This window comes from Lactiplantibacillus sp. 3062 (assembly GCF_055413545.1).
On sequence record NZ_JBVAYE010000002.1, the window covers coordinates 561,850 to 577,627 of the forward strand.

Sequence of the window (15,778 nt, forward strand, 5' to 3'; positions counted from 1 at the left end):
AATACACCTGATTAACCATCATCGATGATAAAACTATGCTAGAATGAAGACTGAATAATTCACAATAATGATAAGGGGCGTATTTTGATCATGGATGATGTTAAAGCAACGGTACTATCGATCTTGCAAGATTTAACTGGGGAAGATGTTTCAAACAATATGGATGCCAATTTATTTGATGAAGGTATCTTAGATTCCATGGGTTCCGTACAACTGTTACTAGAACTTCAAAATCAGCTTGGTATTGAAGTGCCCGTTTCCGAATTTGAACGTTCTGAATGGGAAACGCCTGCTAAAATCGTAGCTAAGGTCGCTAGTTTACAATAAATAAAAATTCAAATCGCCGTTAAGCACGCTGCTTAATGGCGATTTTTTAATTAGCTGGAAAAATTGTCTAATTAACAGCTGATTTCCTGCAAATAACTTTAATTTGCCGATTTCCGACATTACCCGTGGCACCAGTAATAACGACTATCACAACTTATTTTGGAAAATTTTACGAAAATGATATGCAAAGTTTACACAATTTTGATAAACAAACGTTCGCTAACTGAGTAAACTAAAATCACTAAAATCATTTTTGTAAGGGATGGTATTTTGAAAATCAGTGTTCATCAGCTCATCTGGGTCACGATTGGCGCAATTAGCTTAACTATTTTTACCGGATTCGGACACCTATTTGCCCGGCACCACCAGGCCATTGCCAGTAATCGGCCAATCACTAAAGTTAGTCATTCAGCAACTAAGGTAACCACGCCAGTCCCGGAGACCGTTGACTGGCACAAGCCCTCCCTGTCACGGCCGTATCCCAAACTGGCTAAATACGATGACATCAACATTCAGGTTTCAATCAAAAAACAGCGAGTCTACTTAAAAAACCACGATCAGACCCTTTATACCATGCTTGCTTCTACGGGCAAACATGGCTCTGATACCCCCAAAGGACACTTTGAAATCCAAGCCGAACGAGGACAACACTTTTTTAACACGCAATCGGGTGAAGGCGCCAATTACTGGGTCTCATTCAAGGATCATGGGATTTACCTATTTCACTCAGTCCCAGTCGATGCTAACGATCAATACATCGTTAAAGAAGCCCAGCAACTTGGTAAAGTCGCCAATTCACATGGTTGTATTCGCCTGACGATTGCTGATGCCAAATGGCTCTATGAAAACATTTCAACCCATACACCGGTGGTTGTCAGTTAATGAAAAAAGAATTTAGGCCACATCCTAACGACCGCCATAATCTACTCTGCTATCTCAGCAGCATGTTAATTACCTTTTTTGGCTTCTATGGCTTTACTTACCTAGTCACCTGGTTAACGATTGAAAAGACCGGTGATCCCCAGTTACTCGGCAACGTCATGGCGATGACAATGCTGCCGGCAATCGGTCTGAACCTAGTAGCTGGTCGGGTACTTAAATACTACTCAGCCAAACAAATGATGTTCATTACGGATATTTTGACGGGAATACTCTTCATTGGTGCCTATTACGCACTAAATACGGTTAGTTGGCAAATCACTTGCTTAGTCATCGTCGCCGTTCTTAATAAATCAATTGGGGTCTTTTATAAGCTCAGTAACAAAACGATTTTGCCAGACCTTTTTGCGCCCGTAAATATTCAAATCGTCAACGGCTATCAAACTCAGATTCGCCAGTTGGCCATCGTTAGCGCGACAATGCTCGTCACGATGGCATTACTATGGGTAACACCGGCTACCCTAATCTTAATAATGGGGATAGCGTTCTTGGTTTCAGCCGGCCTCGATTGGCAATTCCGAACACGTTCCAATCTCTCCTCGGATTCGGTTGTCACCGTCAAGCTAGACCGCCATCGATCATGGCCGACATGGTCGTTACTGTACGCCGTTCTCGGTTATCTGGTCGACGCGACGATTGCAGTAGCCGTTCCTTGGCTCGTCGTCAGCAAGTTGCATAGTCACTGGCCACTTAGCTGGTTCTTAACAGCTAACGCCACAGGTATCTTATTGGCACCACTATTGCTAAAACGATGGTCAAAGCAATCCCTGCTAACTTTGACGGCCTTCACCGGTGGGTGCTTACTACTTATGTGGCCGACCTTTGCCAGTCTTATGATTACCATGTTCTTAATTGGTGCATTACGCGGACAGACCAACATTAGTTTTTTCACCACTATCCAACAAATCCCCACAAACAATCGTAATATTCTAATGACGGGGGTCTTAACCGTCATCGACACCACTACCGTTATTGGTAGTTTGCTAGCACCCCGTTTGATCTTAATGCTCGGTTCTTGGACCCTCCCCTTGCTTGGTTGGTGGTATCCTCTTGTTTTGTTTGACGCGGCTAATTATCTTATTGAACAACTAAAAGCAGTCTTCATCCGATATCGACGAAAACTGCTGAGCAACACTCATTTAATTTGAGGCCGAGGGACCCAGATCTTGACCATTGGATGCAATCACTCGCTGATACCAGTAGAAAGAGTCCTTCGGGATTCGGGCCAGAGTTCCACTACCATCGTCTTGACGATCCACATAAATCAATCCGTATCGTTTAGACATTTGCCCTGTACCTGCAGAAACTAAATCAATACAGCCCCAACTGGTATAACCAATCAGTTTGACGCCATGGTGAATTGCCGTTGCCATTGCTTGAATATGTTTACGTAGATAGCTAATCCGGTATACATCATGGATTTGACCATCTACTGTCAAATAATCCTTGGCACCCAATCCATTTTCAACAACCATTAGTGGTAAATGATATCGATCATTCATCAGCTCCAAATAATATTGTAGACCAGCCGGGTCATCCGCCCACTCCCATTCAGAGTATTGTAGATATGGGTTACGCGCGCCCATCGAAAAATTACCGCCAACAGTTGCACTGACCTCATGTGTTGTAACTGCCGTTGACATGTAATACGAGAAGGTATACCAGTCAACCGTACCGGCTTTCAAGGCTTCTAAATCACTGTCCGTAATGTCTAAATCAACTTGATGCTCATTCCATAAACGTCGTGCATAGGTTGGATACTGTCCCTGGCACTGCACATCACCACAGTAATAGATGTTTTGTTCCCAGACGTACCGATTCTGCAAGACATCCGCCGGATCACAGGTTAACGGATAAGACGTGATACAGCAAATCATGCAACCAACTTTATTTTCGCCATCAATCGCATGTGCTTGCTGTACGGCTAAAGCACTAGCAACAAATTGATAATGTAATTGTTGATAAGCGCGTTGGTAATCTGCATCACCGGCTTTGGCACGCAATGCCAGAAACATGATTGTATTATTAATTTCATTGAAGGTAATCCAGTGCTTTACCAGCCCACGATACGCCGTAAATAGCGTTTCCGCATAATGCTGGTAAAAACCAATCATTCGACGGTCATTCCAGCCACCATACGTTTCCTCCAGATACAGTGGCATATCGAAGTGTGAAATCGTCACCAATGGTTCAATTTCATATTTTTTCAAAGTTTCGAACACCCGGCGATAAAAATCCAACCCTGCTTGATTAGGTTCATTTTCATCGCCGCGTGGGAAAATCCGTGACCAGGAAATCGACATTCGATACATTTTGAAACCCATCTCTGCAAACAGCGCAATATCTTCTTGATATCGATGATAGAAGTCAATACTAGTCTGATTAGGATAATAGTCATCTGGCAGTACCGCTCCGTGTGCTCCAGCAGGAATTGAATCCCCTTTTCCAGGAGTACCATCCGCTTGCAAATAAGTGACTTGCCGTCGCTGATTAAGGCCTCCCATTGTCGTAATATCCTTCATAGTCAGGCCCCGACCATCAACATCATAAGCACCTTCGCATTGATTAGCTGCAGTAGCCCCACCCCAGTAAAAATCAGCCGGAAATTGCATGTTCACACCTCTTTCTCAGGCTTCACAGGTTGCATGGGCACATTACCTTGATTCGAAACTGCCGCCCGCTTTTCTTCAGCTTCAACTGCCGCCTCTTTGGCAATCAGTTGCTTTTCATAAACTTTAAAGAAGGGATACCAGATAAGCGCTGACGGAATCAGCATCAAATAGTCAGTCAATGCGTTGCGCCAACTGAGCGTACTGAGATAACTTCCAAAACCCATGGGTAAAATCGCGGTAATTACAATCCACCCCGGTGTTAAAAATCCAATCTTGTATAGTACGAGTGCACACAACATAACTACCGGAATATTCAGGACAAACGGGATACTCATAATCGGATTATACATAATTGGAATACCAAAAGTCATGGGTTCATTAATTTTGAACCAGCCGGGGATAATTGACAGCTTACCAACGGCACTCAGCTGTTTAGATTTAGAACGCATCGCCATTAGCGCTAACGGCAGGGTATTCCCAGTTCCACCTGCTACGGTCATAAATGAGAACAACATCACAGGTGCAAACACCACCGGCTTCCCAGCTGCCTGCAATGCGGCATTTTCAGAAACCGCTTGAATCACTAACGGCATCACAATTGGGACTAAAATCATCGTACCATGAATGCCAAAGGTCCATAATAAAGCACCCAAGATACACAGGAAAAAAATACCTATGGTTGAAGTCAGTGCACTCAGTGGAATTGCCAGTAATTCCATAAAACCCGAACAAATATTATACTTACCGGCTGTTCCAACCGTGACTAATAACGATGCGCCCAAGAAAATCACGGCGTTAAACAATAATGGCACAATGGATGCAAAACCGTCTTGGAGAAATTGGGGGACTGCATCTGGCATGTTGATTCGAATATTCTTGTCTGTACATAATTTCTCAACGCGGACGGAAATCCAAACTACGACGAAGCCAATAAACATTCCCTGAGCACCTAAATAGGTTGTATCAATGCTAACTGTTCCAGTCTTACTGACAATCAACCCACCGGCCACAATCCAAAAACCAAATAATGCGTCAATCGCATTCATGATTGGGGCCGTCATTTTTAAATTCTTGGCGTAATGGAATCCCAAGAATAAAACAACCCAAATTGATAAAGAATTCATTGAGAATTGGAATGGAATCTTCAAGTAGGCTAACAGAATACTCTTTGCTGATAACACGCCAAAAATCGTCGGTCCAAGTACTGACATCGTGATTTGAAAGATCGCGCCAACCATTAGAATACCCATCAAAGACATCATAGCTGCCTGTAATGCGGTAATAAACTTATTATTGCCAAGTCCCTGGCCGGCGCGTTGTAAGCCGACCATCAGTTTACTATTAAAAAAGCGTTCCATCGTCCTTCACCCCCGAATACTAATCCCTCGTCATCACACCAAGTTCTCGGCCAGTTTGAAAATATGGGCACTGTCACCCACCGCATAGTCCAATGGTGGAATAGCAGCGACGGGCAACCCAGTTGCCGCCTCAACTTCACCCTGCCGATAAGCCACTTGCGGCCCCATTAAAATAACGTCATAGTCCTGATAGACATCTTCATACGCGGACAAGCCTACTGCCTGGATTTGCCCTGCAACACCTTGTTCGTCACGATACTGCTGTAACTTTTTCATTAAAATGCTGGTTGACATACCGCCCGCACAAACTAATAACACGTTGATTGCCTTCATAAATCGACCATCCTTTCAAATTTTTGAGACATCTTTAACATCTCAGCGATTAACTCGTTAGCTAACAGACTCGTCATAAAATGATCTTGAGCATGAATTAGTAAAATATCAATGGAAACCTGTTGACCATTCGCCTCAGCCACCAGTAGTTGGGTTTGAACATCATGTGCTTTCCCCAGTGCTTCACTAGATTGCTTCAATAACATCTTAGATTCGGAGAAAGCATCGCGATGCATCGCATCTAACGCATTAAAAGCCAGCGTACGACCTTCACCAGAATACGCGATAAGTGTCATTGCAATATCTTGAGTTTCAGTATTATTGGCTAATGTCATTATCCGGTTACCTACTTTCTGTATTTGTCGACAAACATATCGTAACAAGTTTTGTCATTAACCACAAAAGCGCTTACATATGCTTGTGTATAGATTTAAGGTCCATGAATTAGCAGTATCAACACACACGTGGCGTCATAATAGCTGAATTAGACTAAATATCCAACTTCATCACTATTAGTGTATAGGTTTAATGACCAATTTATGTATTGTGTATAGCTGATTCATCGGGTGTATAGCTTACTCATTTCAACACGTTTTTTTCAGCCTTGAACTGTCTAAAATGTCTCGCTATAATCGAATCATGAAAATCATTCGCACACTTGCCGTCACGAACACGGAATTTTATGACTGGTTAGAAAAACAACTACTCATAGAGATTCAAGCCGCTACTGGTGAAATACTCACAGCAACGTCAATCAAGAAAGGACTGACATATACAAAAATGACCGCCAAAACGGCCGCTCAGATTAAAATTACGATTGACGATTATCAGCGTGGGATTAAGTACCAAATGACAGCTATTTCACCACTGGATACCGTAACCGTGACCTATTCGACCATTGCTGAAGGCACCAAAACAACCGTGACATTTCTAGAAGATGTTGACAGTTATCGGCCACAACAACACCATTGGCTACTCAGAAATTTTAGTCAAGCACTGCTACTCGGACGGATGTCTGACAAGTTATTGCAACTCGAACAACAAATCATTGCTCACCGAACGACAACTTGCAAACCGAGCCAACCATAGATACTTTGTCAACGGTTAGGCCTTTAAATTCATACGAATCGCTGACCATCTAAATAGTCGCTTCAAGCAATCGCCACCGCTTGAAGCGACTTATTTAAGTCTCATTTAAAAACTGCTCCGTCAATGCTAGAACCAACCATCATCTCCCCATCAAAATCAAAGCTGACACCTTCCTGATATCAATCTCAAACGATTATCCGTGGCACTTAAGATTAGTGTAATTGCTTTAAGATGACCAGTAACGTCCCAATCATCTCATCATTCACAATCAGTTTAAATGTCTGCTCGACCGGCCGTAGACACCGTCGTAATTGCTGATAATCTTGCGAATACTGGGTCACTAATTTCCGCGTTTGCGCCGTTGTCGTCACAATCTTGCCAGCCAAAATACGGTCAATCATGCTACCCAAGTGAACAAACAGGCCAATTTGTTGATCCTCAGTTAGTTGGTATAAGGTTGTCAAATCATCCATGAGTGGTGGTAACACACGCTGCAACTTAGCAACTTCTGCGTATTCGAACTGCGTCTTAAAATACTGATAGATCTGATTATAAGTATCCCAGCGACCAGCTTCCGGCCGAAACATCAGCACTTGATCTAACTGTTGATGTGAATGTTCAAAAATTGCTGCCATCGAAATAAACGGAATGCCGAATAATTGAGGATCAAAGGTGCCGACAAATGCATGAATCTGATAAACCTGTTGTAGTCTAAGTACGGTTGCCACCAACTCATCACGATGCCCAATTGCCAACGCTTTGACGCGCATCTGTAACCGTGAATATTGGTCAATATAATCTTTTAATTGCGCAGCACCCCCCTCACCCGTATGACACAGCGTAATAATCAATTCATCTTTTGTTGTCTTTTCGGCGTTCAGTTGGTTTAGATCGACTTGCACTAGATGATAAACATCGTCCACGTCCATTACGCGCGCACTCTTTCGAGCAGCATCGACTCCGACTAAAGTCACTGGGACTTGAATCATCCGAATTTTGGTCGCGAGTTCGCCTTGAATGGTCGTCAACATCCATTTGATTGCCCCCATATCATAAATGACTAGCACACCTGCACCGCAATCAATCTCGCTGATTTTATGCTTCAGTGCCTTCATCACCATCGTGCTATCGGCTGATAAGTCAACATCATAAGCATAAGTATTGCTAACAGCGCTGAGCGTGTTCGTTGTTCGCATCAGGGCCTGGGCAGTCCCCATTCCTTGCATGACGTAAAGCACAACCGGGTGATGACGCGTCACTGGTGATTGTGCAACTAAAAACGTTGCTAATAAAGCAACTTCAGCCGGTGAAATGGTCAAATCTAATTTTGTCGCTAAGACCTGTGCTAATTTAACAGCAGCCTCATATTCGGCCACATGTTGTGACTGTAATTGCGTGATCATTGTCGCTGATGCAGGTTTGGTCGTTGGCATTTGGCGATACATCCCATTAATGTGTAAACATAATCCATTAAACACACTCTCGGTCAACGGCCGTGCCAATAACCGTTCACAATCTGGTTGCCAGTCTTTGACAATCTTAATAATTAGTGGCGCAACGATTTGTGCTAAATTTTGCGTATTGGACGCACGCTGTTGGACGATACTCGGTTTTATCACTGACGGTGATTGTTCAACTGACCTTGGCACTTGGACACTGCGAGGATTTGTTCCCGGCTCAACTTGTTGCCGACTCGCTTGCAATGAATCTGAGCTCAAACCCGAAGACGACTTGGCCGCAAACGATAAATCAGCTGCTGCCAACACGGCCGCCAATTCTTGTTGATAGTCCCGTTCGTGCGCTAACGCTTGTTGAACGGCGGGCGATAGATCCGCAAGGTACACGCGAACTTCACGGTCAGCATCAGCCATAAATCGGACATAAGCCTGCGCACAGGCCATCGTGATGGTCGCTTTCATCGTTTTCAAATTCTGATCATAATTTGCCAGCATGAGCGCCTGGGCAACGGCTAGTTCCAATCGAATCGTCCGCTTGGATTGTTGAGCTTCAATCGTCAAAAAACGACGAATCAACGCCCATCTTTCTGACCACGGTCGTTGCTTAAAATCAGGTAATTCAATTTTCATTATCAATTGCTGCGTCCTAAGAATTTCCTGATCAATCCCGCTCACTAAAATGATTAACGGTGGTTGCTTATGGGACGCCACGGCTTCCATGACACTCGTCAATTGTGCGCGTTGCGGGCCATCTAAATAGTCGTAATGGTCGATCACAACAATACCGCCCTCGGAGTGTGCCCAAAGACTGTGCGCTAGCTGGCCATGCTCACCAAATAATTGACTATCAAGTTGGTGAATATCGTCTGCATAATCACGACACTTAACAATGATGGGGCTGCTAGCTGCCGTTAATATACCCCGTTGCTCAACAAAATTCTGAATTTCGTGTACAAACGTGGTACTGCCCGCCCCACCGTTTGCCACAATGTGAATATTCAAAGGACCACTCGGATACAAAACAGCCGCTTTTGCTAGTTTGATTGCATGTTGCAAGCTATTTAAACGACCAATTAGTCCCGTAAATGGCTCTTGGAGATGGGACGCAGCTAATAAAAATTGAACTGGCCGCGTCTTAGTCTTGACCAATTTTTGTTCGCGCACTAAGGCATTCAAAGCCGCGCTAACATTTGTGCGTTGCATTTTCAATTGTGTAGCAATGACCATTGCTGTCACACCATCGTGATACCGCGTATCCGTTAAAACCAATTTGCGTACCTTATCATAAATAAGCTCTCGTGTCGTTTCCATTAGATTTCCCCCACAAAATTCACATCACTACATTTATACCAGATTTGTACATATTTCGCTGTGATTGGCATCCGCAAAAAAAGCACCCGTTGCTCATCACAGCGCGTGTCGTTTTGATCAATAATTAGCCATAATTACGCCACAAGTTTGGTTAAAATTTGCGTGGCATCCGCCAAAACTTTTTCTGGGTGCTGGCGGGCGTCAGTCAACATACCCAATGGCTCTAAATTCATTGCAGCAAATTCTGCGTGCCGAGTTTGAAATTGACGATGGAATGGGAGTAAGTCACTGGCCGTCATCGCTGACCTAACAGCTACTGGTGCTGGATAACGATTCAACACGGTGTAGATTTTAGGATTGGTCAGTGTGTATTCCATGCTAAACTGTAAGGCCCCTAAATCTTGATACAACAACGTGTTGACATCCGTTTCAGTCGAATAGGTTAAAATAATTTGTTGCGCTAATGGCAACCAGCACTCGTTGAGTAACCAAGTATAGTTATCGTGTTTCGGACCCGTAGAATCAAGATCTATCAATAAATAATCCGTCTGGACACCCTGCAACGCTATCCAAAAGTTGTTGAGCTCGTTAGCCGTTCGAATATCTGACTGCCACTCATGGCAGTGATGCTTTTGAATGGTCCGCCACGTAACGGTTTGATAATTGCAACTAACGATGGTGACCGTCATTTTCCAATTAGTCAATACGTTCGCTAACGCCAGTGTCAACAAGCTCTTGCCACTAGCAACCTGCGTTCCACCAATGACTAGTGTCTGTGGTTGTTTCCTCAAAACAAAACCCTCCTTAGCTTAATTTACACCAACAGCATACCCGGACAGTCGCTGAATTACTAGTGTTTTGCATGTATAACAGGGGGGACTTTGGGCTTTTTATGAGAAGTCACTGATAAGTTTGTTGGCGAATTAATTCACTCGTTGAATAAGTCAAGTGGGCGATGGATTAATTCTGCATAGGGTTGACAAGACACGGTTTTGGCCATAAAAAGTAAGCGCCAACATGTATGGTAATCAATTTAAACGGATACAATTGAATTTCACCATTGCTACTTATCTTCTCAAAAATTAGTTTTTACTAATAATGTTTAGTTATGTCAATTAACTAACTAGCACCCGGTTTGTAAAGAACCATCATCGACGTCTCAAGTACACGCTAACTGCCAAATAACCATCCCCAGTTACCTACGACCAGAAGATATTAATCAAAATTAGCTCGACTAGTAATGCAGAACCTAGCCGAGCTAATTTACTTTTCTCAATCAGAAGTTTCTACGTACCCTGGGCGAGCCAATATTAGAACTGGCTGCTGTCGTTAATACCAGCCCTAATGAATTAATGATCCCCACCCCTGAATAAAACGACTATTTTGCGACATCTCGCACAGTTTTTAACCACTCCTTCAAACAAGTTGACTGGTTAACATAACTTTTCCATCACGACAATTATCCAATCACTTGTTATTCAGCGGCCAAGGCTTTGATCGGATTAGCCCGCGCAGCCCGCCTTGCTGGTAAAATAGCCGCAAGCCAAGCGATAACAATTGCGATTATAAAAATTGCAATTACGTTGCTGAGCTGAATCTGAACTAGCGCATACCCGCCAGTTAGCTTAGCCAGACCATGATTGAGCCCTCGTTCAGCTAAATAGGACAGCCCAGTCGCTAACGTGGCACTGATAATGCCTAACATCAGCGCTTCACTAGTAAATAGCCGGCGAATATCACGCCGGCGCTCCCCCAGCGACCGCAGAATACCAATTTCTCGCATCCGAGCACTGACCGACATGAACATCGTTACAATAATCATTAATGCGGAAACGATTAATGAAATCCCCGCAATCGCCGCCAACACTTTAGTGGCAATATTAACGTAAGTATTGAACGAATCCAAAGTGGCCGCAATACTAGTCGCGGCAAATGGATGCTTGCCATTAATTGATAAGTGGTTAATTTCATTGACCACGACCTGATTTTGCACCCGACTCTTAATTCTAACGCTCACAAACGTTGGTTGTGTTGAGACACGTGCTGCTGAACGCATCGACTGCATCGTGGTGTAGTTAACTGCATTCAAACCGACCTCAGAGGTACTATCTACTATTCCGGCAACCGTCAACACACGCGCCACGGTCACGGGTTGCCCTTTTTGATTGAAGGTTTGATAACTCACAGTCACAGCCCGACCCACTAACTGACGCCAACGCGTTGCCGACCATTTCTGCGCAATTGAAGACTTATCTAATACGATTTGATTGTCACCCGCCACGTGGCCTGCTTTCAACTGCCGGGTCGGATCACTACTCGTCCAGGTCGTCAGTTCAGGTGCGGCATACTTTTGTTGTCCAATCGCAATCGTTGCGTTTGTAGCTGAAATCCCGGGTTCCACGTTGGTCACGTGCTTAAGGTCACGCAACGCTGTGAGTTGTGAGTCGGTGAACACCGGCATCCGGGCTGCGATACCGCCGGCTACAGCTGGATCATAGACGGCCGCAGCCTGTTCATCACGATCCTTCGCGTTATCCGCTTGGTGCATGACCATAATTGATTGTGGGTCCACCAACGCATTCATTTCGTGGTTAATATACCCTTTTATGCCGGTCCCCAGACCATTGAAAAGCATGACGGCGAATAATCCAATCGCTGTGCCAACGACAATTAGCGTATTCCAGATCCACGTATGCCACATATGCTTGAAGGCCATCATGACTGATACCCAATACGAAAGTGGCCGCGCAGGTAGTGACGCAACTGTTTGCGTGGTGCCGACATTTTGGGTGGTCACTGGTTGTGACTTAATTCGTCCATTCACCAACTCGGCAATCCGGGTCGCCGCACCCGCCACGCGCTGTGAATGGGTCACACAAATCACCAAGCGCCCTTCCCGTGCGATTTTTTGAAGCATGGCCATGACATCGGCGGTATTGTCTGCATCCAGCGCACCAGTCGGCTCATCCGCAATCAAAATTTTAGGATCACCGGCTAATGCTCGAGCGATTGCCACCCGTTGTTTTTGACCACCTGATAATTGTTGCGGGTATTTTTTTATTTGTGCCGTCAAGCCAACGTTTGCTAGGAGCTCGTGTGCCCGCCGCAATCGGTCACCATGGCTTAATTTAGTCATATCTAAGGCTAGCATGACATTCTCAAGCACGGTCAAATGACCGATTAGATTGTAGGTCTGTGAGATATAGCCAATGACTTCACGCCGGTACTGATCCAGCTGGCGCTCATGATGATAATCAAGTGGGTGTCCAGCGATACTGACGGTTCCCGTGAAATCATGGTCTAGTCCTCCAATAATATTCATCAAGGTTGTCTTACCACCACCTGATTCACCGACAATCGCCACAAACTCACCGAGTTCAAACTGCAAGTTAATGTCCTTCAAGACGTTGAATGTTTGTTTGCCAACCTGATAGTTCTTACAAATATTTGTTAGTTCTAAGTAGCTCATCACCAAGCCCCCAATATGGCATTTTGAATTAGTTTTCAGAATACCACCCCGGACGACTAAACAGGTCATTAAAATTTTAGTATTGGAAGTTGCCTTATTAAGATTTTAATGTTTGTTTCGATCATCACACCGACTTATAATCAGACATAAATCATGCTTGGTTTCACTAACTCGGATGGGCGGTCATTTGTAAGCATCACGACGCCCGCAACCCAGTTTGAGCATTTATCTGAAGAAAACACAGCCAAGCCTCAAACGGAGGGATAACCATGAAAAAGGCTTTCAGCTTAATCGGTTCCGACTATATTCGTTGCGCGATTTTTTTCGTGATTGCTTTTTATGCCGTCACCGCAGACCCCAGCGGCCGGTTTCACCTACATTGGACGTTAACCAACCTCTATCTGACTTCCGCATACTTCTTCGGCCATCCACTCCTAATGTGCCTATTGCCACGACTTGCCCATAACCCCTTTCGAATGACTTCAGTCGCTTCACGTGCCCTGAATGATGCGACCGGTCAACATCAAACAATCACTCAAATTTATCATAACGCCGTCAATCCCGTCAGTAGCCGTGATATGTTGCTCTCTCAAAATGAATATCGTGACGATATGATATCGATCAGTGTTTCCTTTGTCATTCATGGTTGCCTATTGTTACTATCTTGGCCGTTGATCGGGATCATTTTACTCGGCCGGGGCGGTAAAGCCTTGATCCGTCGACTGATAATCCACTTCACACGATAAGTCTGGTTCCAGTTACAATAGTGGGCCTCCGCTACCTACTTGCGATTTCTGCGATTGGTTCACAACTTGCGTTCGCCATCGGATGTATATCGAGTTCCGTGCCTCTACGGCCGCAACAAAAAAACGCCACGCATTCTCGCCCGGCTTTAACGGCCGGTTTAGTATGCGTGGCGTTCAAATTTGAACAGTTGTTAATTAATTCTAATTACATTTCATCGGGAGCCTTAACGCCAAGTAAGCGAAGGGCTTCCTTCAGGACGATGCTGACACTCTTGACCAAAGCCAGACGAGCGTTTAATTCATCATCTTCAACTAAGATTTTGGTGTTAGCATAATACTTGTTGTATGCCTTGGCTAAGTGGATCGCATACTTAGCAATAACGGATGGTTCGTATTCCGTGCTGGCACGTACTACAGTCGCTGGGAATTCACTCAATAACTTCAAGGTATCCCAAGCGGCTGGGTCGCTTAACGTTTGCTCGGTTGCCGCAATTTCTGGGCTACCAGCTTTACGTAAGATACTTTCAGCGCGTGCATGGGCGTACTGCACGTATGGCCCAGTCTCACCCTCGAAACGAACAACTTCTTCCAAGTTAAAGTCAAAGCTGTTCATCCGTTCGTTCTTCAAATCATGGAAGACCACAGCGCCAATCCCAACCGCATCCGCAACTTCATCCTTGTTAGGCAAGTCCGGATTCTTGGCTTCGATTTGTTCATGAGCTAACGCAACCGCATCGTCCAAGACCTTATCAAGCAGGATGACCCGGCCACTCCGAGTTGACAACTTCTTACCACCAGAAGTAATCAAACCAAATGGAATGTGGTGGATCTGGTCAGCCCAGTCAAAGCCCATCTCGGTCAACACAGCCTTTAATTGCTTAAAGTGGTTGGTCTGTTCATTCCCAACGACGTAGAGGGACTGCACGAAATCATAAGTCCGTTTCCGGTAGATCGCAGCGGCCAAGTCCCGCGTGATGTATAAAGTCGCGCCATCTGATTTCTTAATCAATGCCGGATTCAAGTCATATTTGCTTAAGTCCACCACTTCGGCGCCTTGACTTTCTTGCAAGAGGTGCTTGTCTTCCAAGATGTCGACAACTTCTTGCATCTTATCATTGTAGAAGGCCTCACCCTTGAAGGAATCAAAGTCGATATCCAAGCGTTGGTAAATCTTCTTGAACGCTTTCAATGATTCTGAGCGGAACCATGACCACAGATGGGTGGCTTCTTCATCACCATTTTCCAATTTCTTGAACCATTCACGCGCCTCGTCATCCATTTCAGGATGATCGACGTCTTCTTTATGGAAACGTACATAGTATTTTAATAAGTTATTGATTGGATCAGCTTTGACCTCAGCTTCGCTTCCCCACATTTTGTAGGCCGTGATCAACTTACCGAACTGCGTGCCCCAGTCACCTAAGTGGTTGATCTTAACGGGTTGGTAATCCAACTTACTTAAAATATTTGCCAAAGAATTCCCAATCACTGTTGACCGCAAATGCCCCATTGAGATTGGTTTGGCAATATTTGGCGATGACATATCGATGGGAACTTGACCCGCTTCACCGAGCTTAGCATCACCAAAATGGCCACCATTCGACAATACTTGATTTAAAATATCGGCTGCAAACGCATCTTTCTTGAAGAAGAAGTTAACGTACGGGCCCATTGCAACAACTTTTTCAAAGTCACTGCCATCGACTTTTTCGACGATGTCGCTGGCAATCATTTGAGGTGCCTTGTGTAACGTTTTTGCTAAGGTGAAGGTCGGAAAGGCCAAGTCCCCCTGCTTAGACGTCTTTGGTTGTTCGATCTTATCTAGAATCGCTTCCTGCGTTAAATCTGGTAGTGCTGGCGCTAAGGCCGCTGCGACGAGTTGTTTATAATCCATATTGTCCTCCTTGACTGTCTTACGGGACAAAAAAAGTCCCTCACATATTTAAAAACATGTAAGAGACGAGACGTGCCCGCGGTACCACTCTAATTGATATGACATCCACTTATTATCGAATTGTCGTCTTCAAAAGCGCGCTTCCAATAATGTTTAGATTCGGCTCCCATCATCCCGAACTCGCTGGTCTAAACGTTCATCGTACTATTCTTTCTCATTAGACGTATATATTTTTACCATGCG

13 protein-coding genes are annotated in these 15,778 nt (G+C 44.5%); 5 read left to right on the plus strand and 8 right to left on the minus strand.

Going from position 1 to position 15,778, the window contains the following annotated elements; translation table 11 throughout:
• Positions 1 to 84: 84 nt before the first annotated feature.
• The 3 genes from dltC to ACWQAU_RS05680 all read left to right on the plus strand — a co-directional run bounded on the left by dltC (position 85) and on the right by ACWQAU_RS05680 (position 2,414).
• The gene (gene dltC, locus ACWQAU_RS05670; protein ID WP_003644263.1) at positions 85 to 327 is read left to right on the plus strand and encodes a D-alanine--poly(phosphoribitol) ligase subunit DltC; all 243 of its coding nucleotides are present in this window, start codon (positions 85 to 87) and stop codon (positions 325 to 327) included.
• 270 nt (positions 328 to 597) lie between these two features.
• Positions 598 to 1,209: a L,D-transpeptidase gene (locus ACWQAU_RS05675; RefSeq protein WP_011101393.1), complete on the plus strand. Its 612-nt coding sequence runs from the start codon at positions 598 to 600 to the stop codon at positions 1,207 to 1,209.
• On the plus strand, positions 1,209 to 2,414 hold the full coding sequence (locus ACWQAU_RS05680) for an MFS transporter (protein ID WP_226661945.1): 1,206 nt from the start codon (positions 1,209 to 1,211) through the stop codon (positions 2,412 to 2,414). Before ACWQAU_RS05675 ends, ACWQAU_RS05680 begins: the two co-directional genes overlap by 1 nt.
• Here ACWQAU_RS05680 and ACWQAU_RS05685 read toward each other — a convergent pair.
• From ACWQAU_RS05685 to ACWQAU_RS05700, 4 genes are read right to left on the minus strand one after another with little or no spacing between them, the layout of a single operon-like run.
• Positions 2,406 to 3,878, minus strand: a complete 1,473-nt coding sequence (locus ACWQAU_RS05685; protein WP_013355462.1) for a glycoside hydrolase family 1 protein — start codon at positions 3,876 to 3,878, stop codon at positions 2,406 to 2,408. The two genes, ACWQAU_RS05680 and ACWQAU_RS05685, sit on opposite strands and share 9 nt — an antisense overlap.
• 2 nt (positions 3,879 to 3,880) lie before the next feature.
• Positions 3,881 to 5,236, minus strand: coding sequence for a PTS sugar transporter subunit IIC (locus ACWQAU_RS05690; protein WP_013355461.1), 1,356 nt, complete (start codon positions 5,234 to 5,236; stop codon positions 3,881 to 3,883).
• A gap of 33 nt (positions 5,237 to 5,269) precedes the next feature.
• Entirely contained in the window at positions 5,270 to 5,569 is a 300-nt protein-coding gene (locus tag ACWQAU_RS05695; RefSeq protein WP_003643121.1) for a PTS sugar transporter subunit IIB, read from the minus strand.
• Positions 5,566 to 5,904: a PTS lactose/cellobiose transporter subunit IIA gene (locus ACWQAU_RS05700; RefSeq protein ID WP_003643122.1), complete on the minus strand. Its 339-nt coding sequence runs from the start codon at positions 5,902 to 5,904 to the stop codon at positions 5,566 to 5,568. Before ACWQAU_RS05700 ends, ACWQAU_RS05695 begins: the two co-directional genes overlap by 4 nt.
• Before the next feature lie 283 nt (positions 5,905 to 6,187).
• On the opposite strand from ACWQAU_RS05700, the gene ACWQAU_RS05705 reads away from it, so the two are divergent.
• The gene (locus ACWQAU_RS05705) at positions 6,188 to 6,658 is read left to right on the plus strand and encodes a DUF3284 domain-containing protein (RefSeq protein WP_013355460.1); all 471 of its coding nucleotides are present in this window, start codon (positions 6,188 to 6,190) and stop codon (positions 6,656 to 6,658) included.
• A gap of 212 nt (positions 6,659 to 6,870) precedes the next feature.
• Here the strand turns inward: ACWQAU_RS05705 and ACWQAU_RS05710 are convergent, their stop codons facing one another.
• The 3 genes from ACWQAU_RS05710 to ACWQAU_RS05720 form a co-directional block, all read right to left on the minus strand.
• A complete protein-coding gene (locus ACWQAU_RS05710) occupies positions 6,871 to 9,426 on the minus strand; it encodes a PRD domain-containing protein (RefSeq protein ID WP_013355459.1) in 2,556 nt (851 codons plus the stop codon).
• 134 nt (positions 9,427 to 9,560) lie between these two features.
• Complete coding sequence (locus tag ACWQAU_RS05715; protein WP_003643125.1) at positions 9,561 to 10,217, minus strand: hypothetical protein; 657 nt, start codon at positions 10,215 to 10,217, stop codon at positions 9,561 to 9,563.
• 683 nt (positions 10,218 to 10,900) lie between these two features.
• A complete protein-coding gene (locus ACWQAU_RS05720) occupies positions 10,901 to 12,895 on the minus strand; it encodes an ABC transporter ATP-binding protein/permease (RefSeq protein WP_022638029.1) in 1,995 nt (664 codons plus the stop codon).
• Between the two features lie 269 nt (positions 12,896 to 13,164).
• On the opposite strand from ACWQAU_RS05720, the gene ACWQAU_RS05725 reads away from it, so the two are divergent.
• Complete coding sequence (locus ACWQAU_RS05725; protein ID WP_013355457.1) at positions 13,165 to 13,641, plus strand: hypothetical protein; 477 nt, start codon at positions 13,165 to 13,167, stop codon at positions 13,639 to 13,641.
• 205 nt (positions 13,642 to 13,846) lie between these two features.
• Here the strand turns inward: ACWQAU_RS05725 and argS are convergent, their stop codons facing one another.
• Entirely contained in the window at positions 13,847 to 15,535 is a 1,689-nt protein-coding gene (argS, locus tag ACWQAU_RS05730) for an arginine--tRNA ligase (RefSeq protein WP_003643128.1), read from the minus strand.
• Positions 15,536 to 15,778 lie beyond the last annotated feature (243 nt).

Bases quoted from the DNA above. Each gene is read 5' to 3' on its own strand.
- ACWQAU_RS05680 (WP_226661945.1), top strand. From the start codon at position 1,209: ATGAAAAAAGAATTTAGGCCACATCCTAACGACCGCCATAATCTACTC.
- ACWQAU_RS05685 (WP_013355462.1), bottom strand. From the start codon at position 3,878: ATGCAATTTCCGGCTGATTTTTACTGGGGTGGGGCTACTGCAGCTAAT.
- ACWQAU_RS05690 (WP_013355461.1), bottom strand. From the start codon at position 5,236: ATGGAACGCTTTTTTAATAGTAAACTGATGGTCGGCTTACAACGCGCC.
- ACWQAU_RS05695 (WP_003643121.1), bottom strand. From the start codon at position 5,569: ATGAAGGCAATCAACGTGTTATTAGTTTGTGCGGGCGGTATGTCAACC.
- ACWQAU_RS05700 (WP_003643122.1), bottom strand. From the start codon at position 5,904: ATGACATTAGCCAATAATACTGAAACTCAAGATATTGCAATGACACTT.
- ACWQAU_RS05705 (WP_013355460.1), top strand. From the start codon at position 6,188: ATGTCTCGCTATAATCGAATCATGAAAATCATTCGCACACTTGCCGTC.
- ACWQAU_RS05710 (WP_013355459.1), bottom strand. From the start codon at position 9,426: ATGGAAACGACACGAGAGCTTATTTATGATAAGGTACGCAAATTGGTT.
- ACWQAU_RS05720 (WP_022638029.1), bottom strand. From the start codon at position 12,895: ATGAGCTACTTAGAACTAACAAATATTTGTAAGAACTATCAGGTTGGC.
- ACWQAU_RS05725 (WP_013355457.1), top strand. From the start codon at position 13,165: ATGAAAAAGGCTTTCAGCTTAATCGGTTCCGACTATATTCGTTGCGCG.
- argS (WP_003643128.1), bottom strand. From the start codon at position 15,535: ATGGATTATAAACAACTCGTCGCAGCGGCCTTAGCGCCAGCACTACCA.